The organism is Providencia sp. PROV209 (genome assembly GCF_028479485.1).
Lineage (GTDB): Bacteria > Pseudomonadota > Gammaproteobacteria > Enterobacterales > Enterobacteriaceae > Providencia > Providencia alcalifaciens.
This window is the reverse complement of the sequence record NZ_JAMPNR010000018.1, coordinates 1-23,184: the sequence shown is the minus strand read 5'-3', so window position 1 is coordinate 23,184 and position 23,184 is coordinate 1. Positions and strand designations below refer to the sequence as shown.

General features: G+C 42.0%; 21 protein-coding genes and 1 other annotated feature. Of the genes, 10 read left to right on the top strand and 11 right to left on the bottom strand.

The annotated features are described in order from the left end of the window. Positions 1–220 precede the first annotated feature (220 nt). Both radA and nadR read left to right on the top strand, forming a co-directional pair. Complete coding sequence (gene radA, locus PR795_RS13590) at positions 221–1,603, top strand: DNA repair protein RadA (RefSeq protein WP_181480579.1); 1,383 nt, start codon at positions 221–223, stop codon at positions 1,601–1,603. Between the two features lie 77 nt (positions 1,604–1,680). Next, the gene (gene nadR, locus PR795_RS13585) at positions 1,681–2,925 is read left to right on the top strand and encodes a multifunctional transcriptional regulator/nicotinamide-nucleotide adenylyltransferase/ribosylnicotinamide kinase NadR (protein WP_181480580.1); all 1,245 of its coding nucleotides are present in this window, start codon (positions 1,681–1,683) and stop codon (positions 2,923–2,925) included. A gap of 43 nt (positions 2,926–2,968) precedes the next feature. Here nadR and ettA read toward each other — a convergent pair whose 3' ends face one another. From ettA to PR795_RS13570, 3 genes are all read right to left on the bottom strand, one after another. Beyond that, positions 2,969–4,636, bottom strand: coding sequence for an energy-dependent translational throttle protein EttA (gene ettA, locus PR795_RS13580; protein ID WP_006662825.1), 1,668 nt, complete (start codon positions 4,634–4,636; stop codon positions 2,969–2,971). Positions 4,637–4,996: 360 nt separating this feature from the next. After that, positions 4,997–5,182: a hypothetical protein gene (locus PR795_RS13575; protein ID WP_272516870.1), complete on the bottom strand. Its 186-nt coding sequence runs from the start codon at positions 5,180–5,182 to the stop codon at positions 4,997–4,999. Positions 5,183–5,242: 60 nt separating this feature from the next. Beyond that, on the bottom strand, positions 5,243–5,929 hold the full coding sequence (locus tag PR795_RS13570; protein ID WP_272516869.1) for a hypothetical protein: 687 nt from the start codon (positions 5,927–5,929) through the stop codon (positions 5,243–5,245). Positions 5,930–6,530: 601 nt separating this feature from the next. On the opposite strand from PR795_RS13570, the gene sltY reads away from it, so the two are divergent. Further along, positions 6,531–8,447: a murein transglycosylase gene (gene sltY / locus PR795_RS13565; RefSeq protein ID WP_230083852.1), complete on the top strand. Its 1,917-nt coding sequence runs from the start codon at positions 6,531–6,533 to the stop codon at positions 8,445–8,447. A 131-nt stretch (positions 8,448–8,578) separates the two neighbouring features. Beyond that, positions 8,579–8,896 (top strand): trp operon repressor, encoded by a 318-nt coding sequence (gene trpR / locus PR795_RS13560; RefSeq protein ID WP_006662822.1) that lies wholly within the window; start codon positions 8,579–8,581, stop codon positions 8,894–8,896. 83 nt (positions 8,897–8,979) lie between these two features. Here trpR and yjjX read toward each other — a convergent pair whose 3' ends face one another. Beyond that, on the bottom strand, positions 8,980–9,516 hold the full coding sequence (gene yjjX / locus PR795_RS13555; RefSeq protein ID WP_006657125.1) for an inosine/xanthosine triphosphatase: 537 nt from the start codon (positions 9,514–9,516) through the stop codon (positions 8,980–8,982). A gap of 52 nt (positions 9,517–9,568) precedes the next feature. On the opposite strand from yjjX, the gene gpmB reads away from it, so the two are divergent. Next, entirely contained in the window at positions 9,569–10,216 is a 648-nt protein-coding gene (gpmB, locus tag PR795_RS13550) for a 2,3-diphosphoglycerate-dependent phosphoglycerate mutase GpmB (protein ID WP_036983375.1), read from the top strand. 74 nt (positions 10,217–10,290) lie between these two features. Here gpmB and robA read toward each other — a convergent pair whose 3' ends face one another. Further along, positions 10,291–11,193 (bottom strand): MDR efflux pump AcrAB transcriptional activator RobA, encoded by a 903-nt coding sequence (robA, locus tag PR795_RS13545; RefSeq protein ID WP_006657127.1) that lies wholly within the window; start codon positions 11,191–11,193, stop codon positions 10,291–10,293. 182 nt (positions 11,194–11,375) lie between these two features. Here robA and creA point away from each other — a divergent pair, with 182 nt between their 5' ends. Continuing rightward, positions 11,376–11,882: a protein CreA gene (creA, locus tag PR795_RS13540; RefSeq protein ID WP_006657128.1), complete on the top strand. Its 507-nt coding sequence runs from the start codon at positions 11,376–11,378 to the stop codon at positions 11,880–11,882. A gap of 81 nt (positions 11,883–11,963) precedes the next feature. On the opposite strand, the gene PR795_RS13535 is transcribed toward creA, so the two are convergent. Next, positions 11,964–12,767, bottom strand: a complete 804-nt coding sequence (locus PR795_RS13535; RefSeq protein ID WP_006657129.1) for an LEM-3-like GIY-YIG domain-containing protein — start codon at positions 12,765–12,767, stop codon at positions 11,964–11,966. 140 nt (positions 12,768–12,907) lie between these two features. Continuing rightward, positions 12,908–13,624, bottom strand: a complete 717-nt coding sequence (gene arcA / locus PR795_RS13530; protein ID WP_004905684.1) for a two-component system response regulator ArcA — start codon at positions 13,622–13,624, stop codon at positions 12,908–12,910. 1,096 nt (positions 13,625–14,720) lie between these two features. Here arcA and thrL point away from each other — a divergent pair. The 4 genes from thrL (at position 14,721) to thrC (ending at position 19,592) form a co-directional block, all read left to right on the top strand. Continuing rightward, positions 14,721–14,816: a thr operon leader peptide gene (thrL, locus tag PR795_RS13525; RefSeq protein WP_071524960.1), complete on the top strand. Its 96-nt coding sequence runs from the start codon at positions 14,721–14,723 to the stop codon at positions 14,814–14,816. Next, positions 14,755–14,876: a sequence feature (Thr leader region), on the top strand. It overlaps the preceding gene by 62 nt. A 24-nt stretch (positions 14,877–14,900) precedes the next feature. Further along, complete coding sequence (gene thrA / locus PR795_RS13520) at positions 14,901–17,360, top strand: bifunctional aspartate kinase/homoserine dehydrogenase I (RefSeq protein ID WP_181480584.1); 2,460 nt, start codon at positions 14,901–14,903, stop codon at positions 17,358–17,360. A gap of 3 nt (positions 17,361–17,363) precedes the next feature. Further along, positions 17,364–18,293 carry a homoserine kinase gene (gene thrB / locus PR795_RS13515; protein ID WP_006662818.1) on the top strand — a complete coding sequence of 310 codons (930 nt, stop codon included), beginning with the start codon at positions 17,364–17,366 and terminating at the stop codon, positions 18,291–18,293. Positions 18,294–18,296: 3 nt separating this feature from the next. Next, positions 18,297–19,592 (top strand): threonine synthase, encoded by a 1,296-nt coding sequence (gene thrC, locus PR795_RS13510; RefSeq protein ID WP_036963001.1) that lies wholly within the window; start codon positions 18,297–18,299, stop codon positions 19,590–19,592. 73 nt (positions 19,593–19,665) lie between these two features. Here the strand turns inward: thrC and PR795_RS13505 are convergent, their stop codons facing one another. The 4 genes from PR795_RS13505 to yaaA all read right to left on the bottom strand — a co-directional run bounded on the left by PR795_RS13505 (position 19,666) and on the right by yaaA (position 22,829). Continuing rightward, positions 19,666–20,346 (bottom strand): hypothetical protein, encoded by a 681-nt coding sequence (locus PR795_RS13505; protein ID WP_232373846.1) that lies wholly within the window; start codon positions 20,344–20,346, stop codon positions 19,666–19,668. A 58-nt stretch (positions 20,347–20,404) separates the two neighbouring features. Next, positions 20,405–20,623, bottom strand: coding sequence for a hypothetical protein (locus PR795_RS13500; RefSeq protein ID WP_272516868.1), 219 nt, complete (start codon positions 20,621–20,623; stop codon positions 20,405–20,407). A gap of 226 nt (positions 20,624–20,849) precedes the next feature. Then, positions 20,850–21,845, bottom strand: coding sequence for an aldo/keto reductase (locus PR795_RS13495; RefSeq protein ID WP_181480587.1), 996 nt, complete (start codon positions 21,843–21,845; stop codon positions 20,850–20,852). A gap of 207 nt (positions 21,846–22,052) precedes the next feature. Beyond that, entirely contained in the window at positions 22,053–22,829 is a 777-nt protein-coding gene (gene yaaA / locus PR795_RS13490) for a peroxide stress protein YaaA (protein ID WP_181480588.1), read from the bottom strand. Positions 22,830–23,184: the final 355 nt, after the last annotated feature.

Here is a 23,184-nt window from a genome sequence, read left to right as displayed (position 1 = left end):
CGTCATATTTCGGGTTGTAGGGGTGTTGGCTGTTTTCGGCTATCCTAGTCACATACTTGTGTATGCTCTTAGGAATACCCTCAATTGCCGCCTACCAACAACGCCGAACTATTTAGAAAATTTGTGGAAGATATAAACCAAAGAATTTAAGAAAAAGAAAGTCAAAGATATAGATAATTAACGAGTTTGGTGTTTTTTATTGGGTGATTAAGGAGTGGCTGTGGCGAAAGGTGCAAAAAGAGCATTTGTGTGTAATGAGTGTGGGGCGGATTATCCGCGCTGGCAAGGGCAATGTAGTGCCTGTAATGCATGGAATACCATTACGGAAGTGCGCTTGGCATCGACGGCAGCGGCTCGTACCGATAGGCTGACGGGCTATGCCGGCAATGCTGCAGGCGTGAGTAAGGTCCAAAAACTGTCGGAGATTAGCCTTGAAGAATTACCGCGCTTTACCACCGGTTTTAAAGAGTTTGACCGAGTGCTGGGTGGCGGGGTTGTACCGGGTAGCGCCATCCTTATTGGGGGGAACCCAGGTGCAGGTAAAAGTACTTTGCTGCTGCAAACCATGTGTTTGCTATCACGAGACATGAAAACCCTCTATGTCACAGGGGAGGAATCATTGCAGCAAGTGGCAATGCGTGCCCATCGATTAGGGTTACCCACCAATACACTCAATATGTTGTCAGAAACTAGCATTGAACAAATCTGCCTGACAGCGGAACAAGAACAGCCCAAGTTGATGGTGATCGATTCTATCCAAGTTATGCACATGGCAGACATTCAATCCTCACCGGGTAGTGTGGCGCAAGTTCGTGAAACCGCCGCCTATTTAACGCGCTTCGCCAAAACTCGCGGTGTGGCGATTATTATGGTGGGTCACGTTACAAAAGATGGTTCACTCGCGGGACCTAAAGTGCTTGAGCACTGTATTGACTGTTCCATCATGCTCGATGGTGATGCAGATAACCGTTTTCGTACCTTACGTAGCCACAAAAACCGCTTTGGGGCGGTGAATGAGCTTGGGGTATTTGCTATGACCGAACAGGGTCTAAAAGAGGTGAGTAACCCATCGGCAATTTTCTTAAGTCGTGGAGATGAAATCACATCGGGAAGCTCCGTGATGGTGGTATGGGAAGGAACTCGCCCACTGTTGGTGGAGATTCAAGCACTGGTTGATCACTCTATGATGTCCAATCCACGCCGTGTTGCGGTTGGTTTAGAACAGAACCGTTTAGCTATTTTGCTGGCGGTACTGCATCGCCATGGCGGATTGCAAATGTCTGACCAAGACGTATTTGTTAACGTAGTGGGTGGTGTTAAAGTCACCGAAACCAGTGCCGACCTCGCGCTGCTATTATCGTTGGTTTCAAGTTTTCGTGATCGCCCATTACCCCGAGATCTCGTTGTATTCGGCGAAGTGGGGCTGGCAGGCGAAATTCGCCCTGTACCGAGTGGGCAAGAACGTATCTCTGAAGCGGCAAAACATGGCTTCAAACGCGCCATTGTTCCTCATGCGAATATGCCGAAAAAGTTACCTGCCGATATGAAAGTGTATGGTGTGAAGAAATTAGCGGATGCGTTAAGCGTCATGGATGAGTTTTGAATCATTTAGATAATGATGAGATAGCGAGAGAAAAGGTTCCCTGCTAAAAGGGACTTAAAAGCGAAAGGATAAATAATATGGCTGAATTTGAGTATCTAAAGAGTGCCATCAAAAATGCTGGTTACACATTACAGCAAGTCGCGGATGCAACAGAGATGACCAAGGGCTATCTCAGCCAGTTAATTAATGACAAAATTAAAAGCCCTAGTGCACAAAAAATCGCGGCGCTCCATCGTTTTTTAGGGTTGGAATATCCTATCCAGCCAAAAACTATCGGTGTTGTCTTCGGTAAATTTTACCCTCTGCATACTGGGCATATCTACCTTATTCAGCGCGCATGTAGCCAAGTGGATGAACTGCACGTTATCCTCTGTCATGATGAGCCTCGGGATAAAGACCTGTTCGTGAACAGTTCCATGTCACAACAGCCAACGGTGAGCGATCGTCTGCGCTGGTTGCTGCAAACCTTTAAGTATCAGAAAAATATTCATATTCATTCATTTGATGAGCAAGGGATCGAACCCTATCCTCACGGTTGGGAAGTGTGGAGTGAAGGCATGAAAGGCTTCATGAAAAAGCATAACATCAACCCTAGCTTTATCTATTCCGGTGAGCCTCACGATGTGCACCGCTATAAAAAACACCTTGGGATCGAAACCATTCTTATCGATCCTGAGCGCACGTTTATGAATATTAGTGGCAACCAAATTCGCCAAGCACCTTTTCGCTATTGGGAATATATTCCAACGGAAGTTAAGCCATTCTTTGTGCGCAAAGTGGCAATCTTAGGCGGTGAATCAAGTGGGAAGTCGACGCTTGTTAATAAGCTAGCGAATATCTTCAATACCACCAGTGCGTGGGAATATGGGCGCGATTATGTGTTTAGCCACCTGGGTGGCGATGAAATGGCGTTACAATATTCAGACTACGATAAGATTGCACTAGGACACGCTCAATATATTGATTTTGCAGTGAAATATGCAAACAAAGTGGCATTTATTGATACTGATTTTGTTACCACGCAGGCATTTTGCTTACGTTATGAAGGTAAAGAGCATCCTTTCGTGCAGGCGTTGATTGATGAGTATCGTTTCGATCTGGTGATTGTACTTGAGAACAATACACCTTGGGTGGCTGATGGGCTGAGAAGTTTAGGCAGCGATAAAGACCGCATGGAGTTTCAGACGCTGTTGATTGAAATGCTGAAGAAAAATAGCATTGAATTTATGCATGTTGAGTCATCAGACTACGATTCGCGTTTTTTAGAGTGTGTTTCTTTAGTTCAGCAATTATTGATGCTGGACGACTCAATTTCTGTATAAAAAATGGCACCCTAGGGTGCCATTTTAATATCGTTCAATCCGACTATTTGGTCATCTTTTTGTACTTGATGCGGTGTGGTTGCAGCGCATCCGCACCTAAAGTGCGTTTCTTATAATCTTCGTATTCAGAGAAGTTACCTTCGAAGAAGGTAATGTTACCTTCATCTTGATAATCAATGATGTGCGTTGCGATACGGTCAAGGAACCAACGGTCATGGGAGATGACCATTGCACAGCCAGGGAATTCTAACAGGGCGTTTTCCAGTGCACGTAAGGTTTCAACGTCGAGGTCGTTAGTTGGTTCATCGAGCAGTAGAACGTTGCCGCCAACTTGCAGCAGTTTTGCTAGGTGTAAACGACCACGCTCACCACCAGACAGCTCACCCACACGTTTACCTTGGTCAACGCCTTTAAAGTTAAAGCGACCTACGTAGGCACGGCTTGGGATCTCAAAGTTACCGATACGCATGATGTCTTGACCGTTAGAGATTTCTTCCCATACGGTTTTGCTGTCATCCATCGCATCACGGAACTGATCAACAGAGGCAATCTTCACGGTATCACCTAAGGTGATTGAGCCTGAATCTGGCTGCTCTTGACCGGAGATCATACGGAACAGTGTGGATTTACCCGCACCGTTTGGACCGATGATCCCCACGATAGCACCCTTCGGAATAGAGAAATTCAGATTATCGATCAGTACGCGATCACCATAAGACTTGCTCAGGTTTTCCACTTCGATAACTTTGTCACCTAAACGTGGCCCAGGTGGGATAAACAGTTCGCTGGTTTCATTACGTTTTTGATATTCCACGCTATTAAGCTCTTCAAAGCGAGCCAGACGTGCTTTACCTTTCGATTGACGACCTTTCGGGTTTTGACGGATCCACTCAAGTTCTTTCTCGATAGACTTACGACGAGCCGCTTCAGTTGACGCTTCTTGCGCCAGACGCTCATCTTTTTGTTCCAACCAAGAAGAGTAGTTACCTTCCCATGGAATACCTTCACCACGGTCAAGTTCAAGGATCCAGCCAGCGACGTTATCGAGGAAGTAACGGTCATGGGTGATCGCCACAACGGTGCCTTCGTAGTCGTGCAGGAAGCGCTCTAACCAAGCAACGGATTCAGCATCCAAGTGGTTGGTTGGTTCGTCGAGCAGCAGCATGTCTGGTTTTTCCAGCAGCAGGCGGCAGATAGCCACACGGCGGCGTTCACCCCCAGAGAGGTTTCCGATAATCGCATCCCAAGCTGGCAGGCGCAATGCATCAGCAGCACGTTCCAGTTGGTTATCTAAATTATGGCCATCTTGTGCGGCAATAATCGCTTCTAGCTCGCCTTGGATTTTCGCCAGCTTGTCAAAGTCAGCGTCTGGATCGGCGTATTGCGCATACACTTCGTCTAAGCGAGTTAAGGCGTTCTTAACTTCGCTAACCGCTTCTTCAACGGCTTCACGAACGGTATGTTCCAAATTCAGTTTTGGTTCTTGTGGCAGATAACCGATTTTAATACCCGGTTGAGGGCGTGCTTCCCCTTCAATCTCAGTATCAATGCCAGCCATGATGCGCAGTAATGTGGATTTACCTGCACCGTTGAGACCTAAAACACCAATTTTCGCCCCAGGGAAGAAGCTCAGAGAGATGTTTTTTAAAATATGACGTTTCGGGGGAACCACTTTTCCCACTCGATACATACTGTAAACGTATTGAGCCAATTTATTTACCTTTTGTTTTATAACATAATTTTTAATTGCATCGCTCGGTTATTCACTTTGTAAGAACTCATAAATTCAAGGCGAATAGTGAGATTCCAAAAGCGAAAGTGTGTAAAACGAGCCATTCAAAAGTAATTGCGTCTAACTGTAATTGTTCCTGCCTTTATGTCAATAACTTCCCATGCAAGTGATGACAATTCAGGGGGCTATCACCTCATCATGCAATCAATATTAATTCATTATTGATGTCGATTATTACATATAACAAAAGGCTCGAAATAGGTGTTGAGTAGGGTGGGGATGATAATTGATGGGATCTGAACTGCAAACGGCTAGACCCCAATATATGAAGTAATGGTATTAAAGATAAGTGAAGTAAACCTCAGACATTTCACATTCGATACCATTTATAATAGCTGTAGAACGTTCGCCAATAAGGTTGCTATTTTCACCAATAAAATCAACAATGTCGAAATCTGTATTAATTCGCTCAACACCTAATTCTTGTAACGTATATATTTCACCTGCATGAGATATGCCGTCCATTTGATGATTTACCCATATGCGCAATGAAGCGTAAATTTCATCATTTTTGTTAAGATATCCTTATTTTTTATTGCGAATAAGTAATATTGATTGCATCTTTTCATCTACAATCGACGAGTAAGTTTCTGGGTGTTTTGTATCACAATCGAGAATGTAACGTGCCTCACCTCCTGTTCTGCCTAAGTATGAAATGTATGGATATTTTAAGTTGGTAAATTTTTTTGCATCTTCAACTGAGGTCAAAAATGCACAAGGGTTTTCCATGGCATTAATGACTAATTCTCTTTGTTGTAAATTATCAAAAATAAAAGGTGCTATTTTGAAAACAAAACAAGAGGTTGGTGTGTCATTGATGCGATAGTCATTACAATTGTTTTTCCGAATTAGAGGATTTGGTTCAGTGATATATTTGACTGTTACTCTCATTGTGGGAGTTATAATTGTATTAGGATCATGAACATCAATTTCTACCATCTCACCGTTTTTATTTATGAAATGCTTAGTCTCTAATAAAGTAAATGAATCGGGTTCAACTAACGAGCACCCTCCAATTAAGGCCGTATTTATAACTTCATCCTGTCCATTACATAAGTGTTGAGATACTTTGTTGTTTTTATTATTTTTTATTAAGCCAATTGCATAAGCTGCGTAGATGTTTTTACCAGTAATGTTTTCCATTAATGCGGATGTAGCGGCATCCTGTACCGCAATAGAAGGGATAAATCCAAACGAATCTCCTTTATGCATCGAGTATGCATTTGTAAAGAAAGGAATTAGCACAATACTGAACATTAATACATTAGGCTTACAACTAAAATTCATATACAAATCCACTCTTAGTTTGCCGAAAAAACATAAATAAATATTACATATAACACCTATAAATGAAAATGATTATCATTACAAAATTTAATTTTGTTCAATAAAAATGAAAAGATAATAAATAACTCTGCCTCCCTACTTTAACTGAGATATTTCGACTTTGAATTTTCTAACATGCCAAGCTCAACAAGTTTTAAATATTCACTATCTGAGTTTCTGTCAAACCTGCTTCTTGAATATGACTTTTGCAATAGTAGGGCAGAAAATCTAATTATAATTATCTTATTTTAGGGGAAGTCGGCAGAGGTCTATACCCGATCGCCCCTAGGCTGGTCTAGGTTATCCGTGTTGTCAGGGTTAACGAATCGAATAAGTAAAAGATTGTAAACCCAACCATTTCAAGAAATCTCCTCTGTCGCTGGCTGAAAACTTTAGGTAGCATTAACATTATTGATGTATCTAATAAATGCTTTATGTATGTTTGAGGTCAATCTCTAACAAGATTTAAGCGATGGAGCGAATAAATATGAAAGGTTGGTTAGCGGCGGTTCCGGTAACAATGTTGTTAGTCTCTACAGCAGTTTGGGCGGATTCTTTACAGGCACAACGTGAACGTTATCAAGCAATTAAACTTGCTTGGGATGCCAATAAAATGGATGAAGTCGAACGCTTAATGCCAACTTTACGTGATTATCCGTTGTATCCATATCTGGAATATCGCGAGTTGTCTCAAGATTTAGATATTATTTCCCCTCGCCAAGCGCAAGAATTTATTAATGCTTATCCAACATTGCCAGTCGCTAAAACCTTAAAAAGTCGGTTCGTGAATGAGTTAGCTCGTCGCCAAGAGTGGGCATCATTATTGTCATTTAGCCCTGAACCGCCACAGCCAACGGAAGCACAATGTAATTTCTATTTTGCCAATTGGGCGACGGGAAATAAACAGGTCGCGTGGCAAGGTGCTGAAAAATTATGGCTGAATGGTAATTCCATGCCTACGGCGTGCGATAAGCTATTTACTGAATGGGAAAAAGCCGGATATCTTTCAACGGATATGATTTTGGCGCGTATTCACCTTGCTATCAAAGACGGTAACACGTCAACGGCAACTTACCTTGCGAAGCGCTTACCAAGTAGCTACAAAACCATTTCTGATGCACTTGTGAAGCTGCAAAATGACCCTTCAACGGTGGTCACGTTTGCTAAAATTCTGACGCCAACTGATTTTACACGTCAAGCAACATTGGCTGGATTTAGCCGTTATGCACGTCAATCTCCTGATGCCGCTCGTTCTGCATTAGCGGGGATCAGTTCTGCCCAGAAAATGAATATGGCAGAAAACCAGCAAATGAAAGACAGCGTTGCTTGGCAGTATATGGGCGTTGATGTAACCCCAGAACAGGCAATGTGGCGTGACGAGGTGATCCGAGAAACTAACTCCGCAGCCTTAAAAGAGCGTCGAGTGCGTTTAGCTCTGGGAGAAGGGGATAAAACAGGTTTGGCTTCATGGCTGAGACAATTGCCAAATGAAGTGAAAAATAAAGAAGAGTGGCAATATTGGCAGGCTATCACGTTAATTGATCAGGGCAAAACCGCAGAAGGGGAAGCCATATTGCGTGAGTTAACCTCGAAGCGCGGATTCTATCCAATGGTTGCGGCCCAGCAACTAAAAATGGACTATCCGGTCATGGTGAACAAAGCGGTGAAACCCGATGAAAGTATCCGCAACATGCCGCAAATTCAACGTATTCGAGAGCTAATGTATTGGGAGATGGATAACCTTGCTCGCTCTGAGTGGATCAACTTAGTCTCTTCAATGTCCACGAATCAACAAGAGCAGCTGGCCCGTTATGCATTCGACAATAAATGGGCTGATCTTAGTGTTCAAGCGACGATCACAGCGAAGTTGTGGGATCATCTTGAAGAGCGTTTCCCTCTTGCGTGGGAAAAACAGTTTGATAATTACACCCGCAGTAAAATGATCCAAAAAAGCTATGCAATGGCGATCGCTCGCCAAGAAAGTGCATGGAATCCACAAGCGCAATCGCCTGTGGGTGCGACGGGCTTAATGCAGTTAATGCCTGCGACCGCAAAACATACGGCGCAAAAGCAAGGGATCAGCGGCTATGTAAATGCAGGGCAATTGACCAACCCGGTGATGAATATTGAGCTAGGTACTGCGTATTTAGACGATGTTTATCAACAATTTGGCAATAACCGTATTCTAGCGAGTGCTGCTTACAATGCGGGACCATCTCGAGTCACGCGCTGGTTAGGCAACAGTGCAGGGCGCATTGATGCGGTGGCTTTTGTGGAAAGTATTCCGTTTGCAGAAACTCGTGGTTATGTGAAAAATGTGCTCTCTTACGATTTGTTTTATAAACATTTCTTAGGTGAGAAAGGTAATGTACTCTCTGCGTCAGAATGGAATATGAAGTACTGATCCGTGTGATGTACCATCTTATCGAGTGGCGCGATTGACCATCGATAAGATGGGCAGTGTATTTTTCATTAGGAGTAATAGTGTTCTGTGCTATTATTTGTACTAGTTTAATAGTATGGAAGGGTAGAATGATGACTGTAGAATATAAATCAGATCCGGCATTAACCGCCGATGAGAACGCGGATTGGCAACGTTTTGTGGAACTGCTGCAAATGGCTTTTGAGCAAAATATACAGGATTCAATTCTTCAATTATTACTGACACCGGATGAACGGACGGCATTAGGAACACGCGTAAGAATTGTACAAGAATTAATGCGTGGAAAAATGAGCCAACGCGAATTGAAAAATGAGCTGGGTGTTGGTATTGCCACCATTACTCGTGGTTCTAACAGTTTGAAGTCAGCTCCTATTCCGGTAAAAGAGTGGCTGGAATCTAAGCTACTGTAGTTTTTATAATTTTTTCAAAGTGCTACATGTAGGGCTCTTATTGCTAAGCGCCCTACATGCATTTTAGATTGTTTTGAGTATAATTAGTCTTCTATGTGATTTAGCTCTTTATAAATTTCGTGTTTGATAGGAACTAAAGCCAATATTAATGCTTGTTGATAAACGCTGGTGCGCGTTAATACGCCATTGGTGAAAAAGCCAATTGCACCGCCTTGTTGCTTGATATTATCAATACCAGTGAGATCAGCCATTTCATCTCCCAGTTCACGACCCTCACGGATCCCTGCAAGAACTTTTTCTGGGATCATAATGCTGGCGGAACGGGATTCTCCACGGATTTGATGATGCTCAATCACAATCCATGCAAATGTCATGTCATCTTCAACACCCGCCTCAATACCCACCCAAAAGTCAGCTTCTGGGCGTACTTGGCGTGATGCCATCACACGTTGTCTTGCTCCTGTACGGGTTTCATTATTACCGATAGGTTGCTGTGGAACACTGCTATCGACATTAATATCTTCAATTTGATAACTGCCAGGCCCAAAAACGGCATCGAAAGCAAGATGAATCGCTTTAATTTTGGCTGGATTCGTCGTTGCAGCTATAACTTGGTACATTAATTATTTTCCTTTGAACACATACTTTGTACAGTAATAACGGAACACATCTATGTTACAGGTTTATCTTGTTCGCCATGGCGAAACTGAATGGAACGTTGCTCGTCGCATACAGGGACAATCCGATAGCCCTTTGACGACACTTGGTCGCCAACAGGCAATGCAGGTCGCTCAACGGGTTAAATCCGAAGGTATTACCCATATTATCACTAGTGATATGGGACGCACACGAGAAACTGCACAAATTATTGCGCAAGTGTGCGGGTGTGAAATTATCACAGAACCGCGCCTGCGTGAATTAAATATGGGCGTTTTAGAACAGCGAGAGATAGGCTCGTTATCTGAACAGGAAGAACAATGGCGCCAAAGCCTGATAAATGGCGCTGAAGGTGGTCGAATTCCTGATGGTGAATCCATGGACGAGCTCTTCACGCGTATGTTTGCAGCACTCAATAGCTGCTTAGATTTGCCTGAGGGAAGTCGACCATTATTAGTTAGCCATGGTCTTGCACTCAGTACATTGCTAAGCCGTATCTTAGGCGTACCTGCAAATTCTCCACGTCGCTTACGTCTGCGCAATTGTTCATTATCTCGTGTGGATTACCAAAATAGCCCATGGCTAGCGAATGGTTGGATTGTCGAAACGGCAGGAGAAGTGACCCATCTTTCGCAACCCGCCCTTGATGAACAGCAAGGTTAAAAATCGAATAAATAAAAAAGGCGTTTCAATTCATGAAGCGCCTTTTTTTCGTGCGAGTGAAATTCTATAAAGATTTAATGAATTTCAGGCTTTTTAATCGGAACATAATAGCTAAATGTATCAATATGAGTTCTTGGATCCGCATCAGCGCTCACATGATGTTCCACATTTTTAATTTTATAGTGCTCAACGTCATAACCAGGGCGACGAGTCAGATTCAGTTTTGGCAAGTAAACCCCATAAACATGGTATAGGAACTCTTGCATTCTTTCTCTCGTGGCTTCTCCGTGATAGTTAAATTTCACGTACTCACCTGCAGGAATGGTGACATGGCTATATTCGGTATTACTAAAGCTAGCATCTTCAGGTTTAACCGCAGTGGTATAAAACACCGTTTGCTCATCATCTTTTTCTGAACTATGAATGGCATGGTGCAAACCGAACACTTCTGAAGCCACATGGGTGGTGTGCTCTAAATAGTACCGCCAGAAAGATTGACGCATTTGGGAACAGGCTGTTGACCATTCTTCAAGCACGTAAGAACAACTTTGTTCTAAGCCAACCAGTGGTTGCTCTTCCATGGTGATAAATTCATAATCAAGAGGTGAATGGTCATCTAAAACAATTGGAGGACAGATGCCTGTTGCGCACCATTCTTCGGTACGGCGATAAAATGCAGGCGTGAGATTAAACTGTTTCTTGAATGCGCGTGTGAAAGTTTGTTGTGAGTCAAACCGATACTGTAATGCAATATCAAGGATGGGACGGCTAGTTAAACGTAACGCAACTGCGGCACGAGATAAGCGTCTAGCGCGAATATAAGCACCAATTGCTTGGTCGGTCACATCCTTGAACATTCTCTGTAAATGCCACTTTGAGTAACCCGCTCTAGCGGCAACATTATCCAATGATAATGGTTTATCAAGATTGTCATCTATCCAACGAAGAAGGTCGCGAATAATATTTGTTTGATCCATGGATATCCCCAGGCAATACGACTCACAGAACAGATATGAGTAATCAATGAATAGCTATTCTATAACAACTTATCATTTTCGTTTATAGTAAATGAGTTGTATTTAATATTTCATTAATAAACAGAATTATTGCCGTTTAGATTATTTGAAATTTAGACGTTAAGCTGAAAAGGGAATACTGTATGCGTTCTTCCAAATTTAAAAAGGGTATTGCGAAAGGCAATACACTGAAAAATCTCGTTTTGGGAACAATATTGTCTGCATTATCTTTTGTGGCAGCCGCAGAAGAAATTGGCTCAGTAGATACTGTTTTTAAAGTATTCGGTCCTGACCATAAAATTGTGGTAGAAGCATTTGATGACCCCGATGTTGCTAATGTCACTTGCTATTTAAGCCGCTCGAAAACAGGTGGAATTAAAGGTGGGCTTGGGTTAGCAGAAGACACATCTGACGCCGCAATTTCTTGTCAACAAGTGGGCCCCATTGAATTAAATGACCGCGTAAAACGTAACCCGAAAAAAGGGCAAGTAGTCTTCCAGAAGAGAACGTCATTGGTGTTTAAAAAGCTTCAAGTCGTTCGTTTTTACGACCCTAAACGTAACGCACTGATCTATTTAACCTATTCCGATAAGATGATTGATGGCTCGCCGAAGAATGCGCTGAGTGCGGTACCGATTATGCCGTGGTAATCCTTTTTGATATAAAAACCACCACTGATTACGTTTAAAGTCAGTGGCGGTTTTTTTATGGCTCTTAGAAAATATAACTCACTAGATTTGTGTATCTGAATTATTAAAGCCAACTTTGAAAAATGGTTGAGCAAAGTTTCTATCTCGTTTTATGCTTTTACCCACATAAAGCGAACGTATTTCATCACTTGCTTTTCTGCCAATAAATTCCCAACGCCCACTTCCTTGAGTGACATTTCGAGTAAAGTATTGTTGAGTACCTGCTTCTACCCAAGAGTGAATTTCATACACTTCTTTAATGATATTGTTATAGGTAGCATAAGCATATTTTATATCTTGGTTTTTTCGAGGGGGGTTATGCCATACTCCACGAGTTGCCTCAAATAATTCAAGTTCACTCATATTAAATCTATAAAGCTTATTTAAAATAAACCCTATACCTTGGTGCTTAATATCTGAAACATTCATAACTTCTTGTGAATAAAGTGAAGCTGTTTCTTCTAATGTTAATCGTCCTTGCTTGAGAATATCAATGTCATTACTGGTGCTTTTACCATTGATCTTATTGGTTAAACCCTCAAGCCCGTACAAGTCTATGCAAGTTGTTTCTACCATAAAAGCCGTGTCTGAATCTAAACCATGACAAAGAATATCAATACCCAGTAAGTTTTCTTTATGTAATTCATAAATTCGTTTTAGCTTTGGGTCTTCCTCTCTTGATAGTTTATCTCTCGTTAATGCATCTTTAATATGTGTTAAACAACGAGAGCCTGTACCTTTCCCGATATAAAAAGGAATTCGGGTCGTTCCTGTAACTTCGCATAAGGCATAAACATAAAATTTGAGGCTACTGAGTGTATTTTTATATTGGTTAAAATCAGTCATGGGTTCTACCTATAAATATGTGATGAATAGATAGATATATCGGAATATTATTCGAGTTATTTAATGCCACATAAAGTTTTTATATTTTGCAGTCAATAAAAAACCGGCTTTCGCCGGTTCTGTGCATAGCTTAGTGACGATTACTCGTCTAAATCACCGCAGAAACGGTAACCTTCACCATGGATAGTGGCGATGATTTCTGGGGTATCAGGTGTTGACTCGAAGTGCTTACGAATACGACGAATCGTTACGTCAACAGTTCTGTCGTGTGGTTTTAACTCACGACCTGTCATTTTCTTCAGTAAGTCTGCACGGGTTTGAATTTTGCCTGGGTTTTCACAGAAATGCAGCATTGCACGGAATTCACTACGTGGTAATTTATAGTGCTCACCCGCAGGGCTGACTAATGAACGGCTATTAATATCTAATTCCCAGCCATTGAATTTATAGCTTTCAACTAGACGACGTTCTTCTGTGCCACCGGCTAAATTCATAGTACGGGACAGTAAGTTACGTGCACGGATAGTCAATTCGCGTGGGTTGAATGGTTTGGTGATGTAATCATCTGCACCAATTTCCAGACCAAGGATTTTATCAACTTCGTTATCACGACCAGTTAAGAACATTAATGCAATACTTTCTTGCTCGCGTAATTCACGAGCTAGCAGTAAACCGTTTTTACCTGGTAAGTTTATATCCATGATCACTAAGTTGATGTCATGTTCTGAAAGAACATTGTTCATTTCTTCACCATCGGTGGCTTCGTGAACAACATAACCTTCCGCTTCAAAGATACTTTTCAGCGTATTACGTGTGACAATCTCGTCTTCAACGATCAAAATGTGTGGGGTCTGCATATTTGCTACCTAAAGTATTAAAATAAAAATACTGAACCCATGAGCCGTTTCCAGTTAGGTGGTTGTTGGTATGATTATCTGGAAAAACACGTTCATGAGTATAAATTTGTCTTTACATTTTTCAGTGACTTAACGCTGCCTATCCGCTAGGCAAAAGGCTGTAAAACGAACCAAAACTTAAGCACTTTCCCAATATTGGGCTGTTAACAGCAATATAACAGCTAATACTGCATTTACCACCTAAAAAACTAACTTTTGTTGATACATATCAAAATCAATTGTAGCACGTTAACAATGATTGTTAGGTAGATAATTATACCAAAATTATTTGTTATTGAGATATCGAAATGATGACAAAAACAAGATAAAAAAATTGAGATACTGCCATTTTTTCAGCGTGATATCACAAATAAAGGGGGATCTTAATAGGGATAGTAAGATGGTGATTTGACTTAAGTTTGTTTGCGGGTTGATTTTCTGCTCCCTTGAATAATGTAAAATTATTGAAGAGTAAAATTTTGTTATTCACCCCAAAATCGCGTAAAAATAGTATTTTTGGTTTTTTATAGTTCAAAGTAAGGGGTTGTACTTATCCACTTTGCGTGAATCTATTTTTTTTTACAAAAATGCAATAAACCGCCTCAGAAATATCCGAATTAATGTTTTCATGATAATAATGAGTCAGCTAATTATTTTGGGCGCCAATGTACAATTTTGATCTGAAACTAAGTAACGTTTTTTTACAGTTGGGGTGAATATTGATCTGAATTCGCTAAACTCTGAAGCTTGGAAATTTGACGCTATTTGCCTCAAATTGGTTGTGGGGTCTGGAGATAGATAACACACCATAAAGTTTGCCTTTTGGTTGTTTTTTGTACGCAAAAATAATTTTTATTTTAAATAAAATTAAAAACCATTAATTTAAGAATAAATAAACTTTATGACTAAATGTCAGCGATAAACTCTCTTTTTATGAAGATTTTTTTGATGATAGCAGAGGATCGCTTAGCTGAATTTAAAGGCTTTGAGGGGGTGTAAATGCAAATAAATTTGACATTATTATGCGATTACTTTAACCGTATAGGGAGAAACCAAAATGTTCCCTACGAGACAAACAAAATTTATGCGTAACATCAGCCTGATTACGATTATTACCACCACCACCGTGACCACAGGAAACGGGGCGGGCTGACGCATCCAAAAAATAAAAATGAAAAAGCCCGCATCCTAAAAAGATGTGGGCTTTTTTTTGGCGCTAATTCAGGAGAGAAATACCATGCGTGTGCTTAAATTTGGCGGTACCTCAGTTGCAAATGATGAACGGGTACTCAATGTTGCTGACATCGCTGAAAGTAAATTAGCTGATGGGCAAGTGGCTTTGGTGCTATCGGCACCAGCTAAGATTACTAACCATTTGGTCGCAATGATTGAAAAAACAGCAGCAGGTCAAGATGTCATCACGCATGTCAGTGATGCAGAGATGATTTTTGCTAATCTGTTAAAGGGCTTAAAAGAAAAACAACCCGGTTTTGAATATGACAAGCTGAAAAAACTCACTGAGCATGAATTCGCGCAAATCAAGCAAGTACTGCATGGTATTACTCTTCTAGGGCAATGTCCTGATAGCATCAACGCCTCAATTATCTGCCGTGGAGAAAAACTCTCCATCGCCATCATGGAATCGGTATTAAAAGCACGTGGTCATCAAGTGACAGTTATTGATCCGGTAAAAAGCTTACTGGCAAAAGGTCACTACCTTGAGTCCACTGTGGATATCAATGAATCAACGAAGCGTATTGCTGAGCTAAATATCCCTAAAGATCATTTTATTCTAATGGCAGGTTTTACTGCGGGGAATGATAAAGAGGAGCTGGTTGTTTTAGGGCGCAATGGTTCCGACTATTCGGCTGCGGTATTAGCGGCATGCTTACGTGCAGATTGTTGTGAGATCTGGACGGATGTTGATGGTGTTTATACTTGTGACCCGCGTTTAGTGCCAGATGCACGCTTACTTAAAGGCATGTCATATCAAGAAGCGATGGAGCTCTCTTATTTTGGTGCGAAAGTTCTGCACCCACGTACTATCGCACCAATTGCACAATTCCAAATTCCTTGTCTCATCAAAAATACCACTAATCCAAGCGCGCCGGGTACGCTGATTGGTGATGGGCAAACGGATGTTAGCACGCCTGTAAAAGGGATCACTAACCTGAATAACATGGCGATGATCAACGTTTCAGGTCCGGGAATGAAAGGTATGGTTGGCATGGCCGCCCGTATTTTCTCGGTGATGTCTCGTAAAGGGATTTCCGTGGTGTTGATCACTCAGTCATCTTCTGAATACAGTATCAGCTTCTGTGTTCCTCAAAATGAGTTACAGCGTGCCCGTGGTGCGTTAGAAGAAGAGTTCTATTTAGAGCTTAAAGATGGTGTGTTAGACCCGTTAGATGTGATGGAGCAGCTGGCTATTATCTCCGTTGTAGGGGATGGTATGCGCACATTGAAAGGTATCTCAGCTCGTTTCTTCTCTGCATTAACGCGCGGCAACATCAATATTGTTGCGATAGCCCAAGGTTCATCAGAGCGTTCCATTTCTGCGGTTATCGCTAATGAGTCGGCAACTTCAGCGGTACGCTTATGCCATCAAATGTTATTCAATGCTGAGCAAGTGATTGAAGCCTTTATCGTCGGTGTTGGCGGGGTGGGTAATGCATTGATCGAACAGATCCACCGTCAACAGCAATGGCTGAAGCAAAAACATATTGATCTGCGCGTGTGCGGTATCGCCAACTCAAGAGCAATGTTGATTAATATGCAAGGGATTGATTTAGATAACTGGAAAACTGAATTAGCGGAAGCTAAAGAGCCATTTAGTCTTAGCCGCCTGATCCGTTTAGAACGCGAGTATCACTTCTTAAATCCGGTGATCATCGACTGTACCTCTAACCAAGAAATTGCAGAGCAATATGCCAGCTTCTTAAAAGATGGTTTTAACGTTGTGACGCCGAACAAAAAAGCCAACACATTATCGATGGATTATTATCATCAATTACGTGAGGCAGCAGAGAGTTCGAAACGTAAGTTTCTCTACGATACCAACGTAGGGGCAGGATTACCGGTTATTGAGAACTTACAAAACTTGCTCAATGCAGGGGATGAATTGGTTCACTTTAGTGGGATCTTATCCGGTTCACTGTCCTTCATTTTCGGTAAGCTGGATGAAGGCATGTCTTTATCTGAAGCGACAACATTGGCAAAAGAAAAAGGTTTTACTGAGCCTGATCCTCGTGATGATTTATCTGGAATGGATGTGGCGCGTAAGCTACTGATTTTAGCTCGTGAAGCAGGCTATGAACTCGAACTCAGTGATATTGAAATTGAATCTGTACTCCCTACTGACTTTGATAGTTCTGGCAGCATTGCTGAATTTATGGCGCGTCTCCCACAATTAGATGAACCTTTTGCAGCGCGTATAAAAGCCGCTGAAGCCGAAGAAAAAGTGTTACGCTATGTGGGTCTTATCGAAGAAGGTCGTTGTCAGGTGAAAATGGTTGCCGTTGACGGAAATGACCCACTGTTTAAAGTGAAAAATGGCGAAAACGCACTGGCATTCTACACACGCTACTATCAACCAATTCCTTTAGTATTAAGAGGTTATGGCGCTGGTAATGATGTAACAGCAGCGGGTGTATTTGCGGATATGCTGCGTACCCTATCATGGAAATTGGGAGTTTAAGAAGTGATCAAAGTTTATGCACCCGCTTCAATTGGCAATGTGAGCGTTGGGTTTGATGTGCTTGGCGCAGCAGTCTCTCCGATTGATGGCTCGCTACTCGGCGATTGTGTCAGCATTGAAGCGGCGAATACATTTTCATTAGAAAATAAAGGTCGATTTGTTTCTAAGTTACCGAAAAAAATGGAACACAACATTGTTTACCAGTGCTGGGAACTGTTTTGCGAGCGACTGGGTAAAAAGCTGAATGTGGCAATGACCCTTGAAAAAAACATGCCGATTGGTTCTGGTTTAGGTTCAAGTGCATGTTCTGTGGTGGCTGCACTGATGGCGCTTAATGAATTTGCTGACAAGCCATTTGATGAAACTGCATTGCTTGGCATGATGGGGGAGTTAGAAGGGCGTATTTCCGGCAGTATTCATTATGATAACGTTGCACCTTGCTATTTGGGTGGTTTACAACTGATCATTGAGCAAAATGGCATTATTTCTCAGCCAGTACCTGCGTTCGAAAATTGGTATTGGGTGATGGCGTACCCAGGTATCAAAGTATCGACTGCGGAAGCGCGCGCTATTTTACCTGATAGTTATTCTCGCCATGACATTGTGAACCATGGGCGTTATCTATCTGGCTTTATCCATGCTTGCCATACCCATCAGCCTGAATTAGCGGTGACGATGATTAAAGATGTTGTGGCGGAGCCATATCGTACACAACTGCTCCCTGGTTTTGCGAAGGCGCGCGAACATGCGAAGCAAATTGGGGCATTAGCCTGTGGTATTTCAGGTTCAGGACCAACGATATTCACAATTTGCGATGATAAAAAAATCGCGGAAGACATGGTGCAGTACCTACAACAACATTACATTCAAAATGATGAAGGCTTTGTGCATATCTGTCGTTTAGATATGGCGGGTGCAAGGACAATAGGGTAAACGATGAAACTGTATAATTTAAAAGATAACAATGAACAGGTCAGCTTCGCGCAAGCCGTGAAACAGGGATTAGGTAAGCAGCAAGGTCTCTTTTTCCCTCAAGACTTACCTGAGTTTAGCGCTAGTGAAATTGATGAATTGCTGAAATTGGATTTTGTCACTCGTAGTAGCCGTATTTTAAGTGCATTTATCGGCGACGAAATTCCTGCGGATCAGCTTGCTGCTCGGGTCAACGCTGCGTTTGCTTTCCCAGCTCCCGTTTCTAAAGTTGAAGATGATGTTGCGACTTTAGAGTTATACCACGGACCTACATTAGCATTTAAAGACTTTGGCGGGCGTTTTATGGCGCAAGCATTAGGTCAAGTCGCGGGTGGGGCACCCGTGACTATCTTAACAGCAACGTCAGGGGATACAGGCGCTGCGGTAGCGCATGCATTTTATGGTTTGGATAATGTCCAAGTCGTGATCTTGTACCCAGAAGGCAAAATTAGCCCTCTGCAAGAAAAGTTGTTCTGCACACTGGGTAAAAATATTCATACTGTGGCAATTAAAGATGATTTCGATGCGTGTCAGGCGCTAGTAAAACAGGCTTTTGATGATGAAGAATTGAAAAAAGCCCTGTATTTGAATTCAGCTAACTCAATCAACATTAGCCGCCTATTAGCGCAAATTTGCTATTACTTTGAAGCCGTTGCTCAGATCCCAGCAGAAAAACGTGATCAATTGGTGATCTCAGTCCCAAGCGGTAACTTTGGGGATCTGACCGCCGGCTTATTGGCAAAATCCATGGGATTACCAGTAAAACGCTTTATTGCTGCGACTAACGTTAATGATACGGTTCCTCGCTACCTAGTCGATGGAAAATGGGCACCGCATCAAACGGTGGCAACTTTATCTAATGCAATGGATGTGAGTCAGCCAAATAACTGGCCACGTATTGAGGAATTATTCCGCCGTAAAGGGTGGTCATTAAAAGACCTTGGTTACGGGGCGGTGAGTGATGAAGTGACTCAAGAGACGGTACGTGAGCTGGACAAAAAGGGGTATTTATCTGAGCCTCATGCTGCGGTTGCGTATCGTGTGCTGCGTGATCAATTACAAGAGGGTGAGTATGGCTTGTTCTTGGGAACTGCTCACCCAGCGAAATTTAAAGAGAGCGTTGAAGCGATTTTAAATAAGCAAATTACACTGCCACAAGAACTGGCTGAACGCGCGGATTTACCACTGCTTTCTCACTTCTTACCATCAGATTTCGCTCAGTTACGTGAATTTTTAATGAAGTTAGCGCCTAAACAATAGTTTTTATCAATAGGTGTTTTAAAAACGGAAGCTAAGTTGGCTTCCGTTTTTTATGGTGTCGTTTATTGGAGGATCAATAGATTGAGCCATCTGCGCCATCTTGACCGCCATTTGGTCCGCCTTTTCCACCTTTACCCGCTTGTCCTCCGATACCTGCATTTCCACCATTTCCGCCATTACCACTCCCGTCACCATCTCCTCCATTGCCTCCGTGACCGCCATTGCTTCCTCCATGCCCTCCATTACCCCCATTTCCATTGGTGGAGCCGTTACCGCCATTTCCTCCGTTACCTAAACCATCTCCGTTGCCACCGTGTCCGCCATTACCCCCATTTATTCCCCCATTCCCACCGTTACCGCCATTTCCATTACTGCCTGGTGTGGCGTGTCCCCCATGATTACCGTGCCCATTGTTGCCGCCATTCCCTCCATTTCCTCCATGTTGACCATTACCTCCAGAGCCCCCATTTCCGCCTAGACCTCCATTCCCACCTAGACCTCCATTGTGGTCATTACCACCGCTGCCATTTTGACCGTGGCTACCATTGATAGATTGTTCCGAGAAATAAAAATAATGACCGTGGCAATAAAGAGGCACACAAAAATTAGATCGATAAATATTATCGATAATAATAAATTTATTTATATTAAATAAATTATGTTTATTAAATTGAAAGTTATTTGAATGGCTTAGTATTGGTGTTGTTGTGAAAAATAAAATAGTGAATAATTGAAATAGAGATTGAGTTTTCATTGTATCCTCCATCCCCCCTTATTAGCGAAGGGGGGAATAATTAAATAATCGGGTTTATTTAATTTCCATTGCCGCCATTACCACCATTTCCACCATGCCCACCGCTACCACCACTTCCGCCATTACCACCATTGCCTCCGTGTCCGCCATTATCGCCATTTCCGCCATTGCTCCATAAGTATTCAGTGGTAGATTGCTGGTCATTAACCGGTATTGTCATAGCAAAAGTTGATAAAGGGAATAATAAGGTGATTAGGATAGTAGAGATTTTACGCATATAAATTCCTCGTTATAAAGTGAATTAATTAAACTGCAAATAAAGCTTAAATGACTCACTTAAATAATTAAAGAATGTTGTTGGTTAATTAATGGATTAAATTTAGTCTAGGTGAATATAAAATAGTAAACAAAAGTTTTATTCGTTCGTTTGTATTTAAATAAATATACGAAAATAGAAAGCTATCCCTTAAATACCTTATTAAGCGATAGCTCTAGCAGAAAGGTTAAATAGAATCTTCAAGAATAAGCTCAATGGCCTTTAATTCATCTTGGTTAAAATCCCGTTTTTCCATCATACCGAGTGCATCATCAATTTGGCTGATACGGCTTGCTCCAATGAGTATAGAGGTAATACGGTCGTGACGTAGTAACCACGCAAGGGACATTTGGCTCAGTTTTTGTCCTCGATCGAATGCAAGGTCATTGAGCTTTTTCACTTTAGCCAGCACAGCAGAGGTCAGTCTTTCTGGAGGGAGTGATGGATTACCTGCGGCACGAGAATCAGCAGGAATGCCATTAAGATATCGGTCCGTTAAAATCCCGCCAGCTAATGGAGAATAAGCAATAGAGCCGACACCTTCTTCTTCGAGTAAATCAAGAAGACCTTCTTCAGGTGTTCGTTCTAGCATGGAATACTTGGGTTGATGGATTAAGCAAGGAGTGCCCAGCTGCTCGAGAATACGAATGGCTTCTTGCGCGGTTTCTGCGGGGTAGTTAGAGATTCCTACATAGAGAGCCTTACCTTGACGAACAATCAGATCAAGGGCAGCCATCGTTTCTTCCAATGGTGTTTGAGGATCAGGTCTATGGTGATAGAAAATATCCACGTAATCGACCCCAATTCTTTTTAAACTTTGGTTCAGGCTAGCAATTAAATATTTTTTACTGCCCCAATCCCCATAAGGTCCTTCCCACATGGTGTAACCTGCTTTAGAGGAGATGATCATTTCATCACGATAAGGTAGAAAATCTTGCTTAAGGATACGCCCAAATTGTTGTTCTGCGGAGCCTGGAGGGGGACCGTAATTATTGGCAAGATCGAAATGAGTGATGCCATGATCAAAAGCATGCCTTAGCATGGCACGGCAGTTATCAATTGGTTTGTTATCACCAAAATTATGCCAGAGTCCCAAAGAGATAAGTGGGAGTTTTAATCCACTCCGACCGCACTGACGATATTCCATTTCTGTGTAACGATGTGATGCAGCAGAATATGGCATTGATCACCTCCAAAATAAATGGCAAAGACTGACTTGGATTCTGGCATAAGTCTTTCAAGTCCACTGGTGAAAGAATGCTATACCCCATGCGCGTGTTTATTTTATCGCCAAATTGTGACGGAGATTTGAAATAGAGTGTCGAATGTTGAGTATGAATTTTGTAGGGCGTGGTGTGCACCCTACAAATCAAGATGATGAGTTTGGTTTTTAAGCTTGTTCGGGGCGTGTAAAGACTAATTCATTGCCTTTCGATTGTGACTGGTCAAACTGATAACCGTCTAAATTAAAGTCGGACAACTGTTCTGATTTAGTGAGTTTATTTTTGATAATAAAACGGCTCATTAATCCTCGTGCTTTTTTTGCATAAAAGCTGATGACTTTATATTTACCATTTTTTTCATCTAAGAAGACCGGCTTGATAATTGTGCCGTCTAATTTTTTGGTGTTCACAGATTTAAAATATTCATCAGATGCTAAATTAACGAGGATGTTATCCCCTTGGGCCGCGAGCGCCTTATTCAAATGCTCAGTGATGATGTTTCCCCAAAATTCGTATAAGTCTTTACCGCGGCTATTTTTAAGGCGGATACCCATTTCTAAACGATAAGGTTGCATTAAATCTAATGGGCGTAAAACACCGTATAACCCTGATAACATACGTAAATGTTGTTGAGCAAATTCGAAATCAGCAGGCGAGAAGGTCTCTGCTTGCATACCAGTATACACATCACCTTTAAAGGCAAGGATAGCTTGGCGTGCGTTATCAGGCGTAAAGTTGGGTTGCCATTCACCAAAACGCGCTGCATTTAATCCTGCGAGTTTGTCACTGATTTTCATTAGGCTTGCGATATCTGCCGGCGTGAGTTTTCGGCACGTTTTTATTAATTTCTCCGATTCAGAGAGTAGCTCTGGTTGGGTAAAAGTGTCGATAGGTAGCGGGCTTTCGTAGTCTAATGTTTTGGCAGGTGAAATGGTAATCAGCATAACTTGACCCTTATGATAGTAAATTTATCCGTTACTTTAACAAAAAATCGGATGGAATAGCGAATCGCTGTAATAAGTCGCTCTTATGATGGTTATCTGGTTTACTGAGGTTATGACACTCTCAAGCTAAATGCATTCAGTTCCTAAGGTTATTGCGAAAACGATTGCTGATCAAATAGTTGCTTGCAAGGATATTTCCTCGCTTGCAGCAACGTAGATGCGTGATATTATCATGGGACGGTGCGGCGCTAGCCTCAATTCCTTAATAATACACAAAGTAGTTTAAGTTGCAGGTAGGCGGCAAGAAAATGAATTCCTAGAAGCATACACAAGTATGTGACTAGGATCAGTGAAT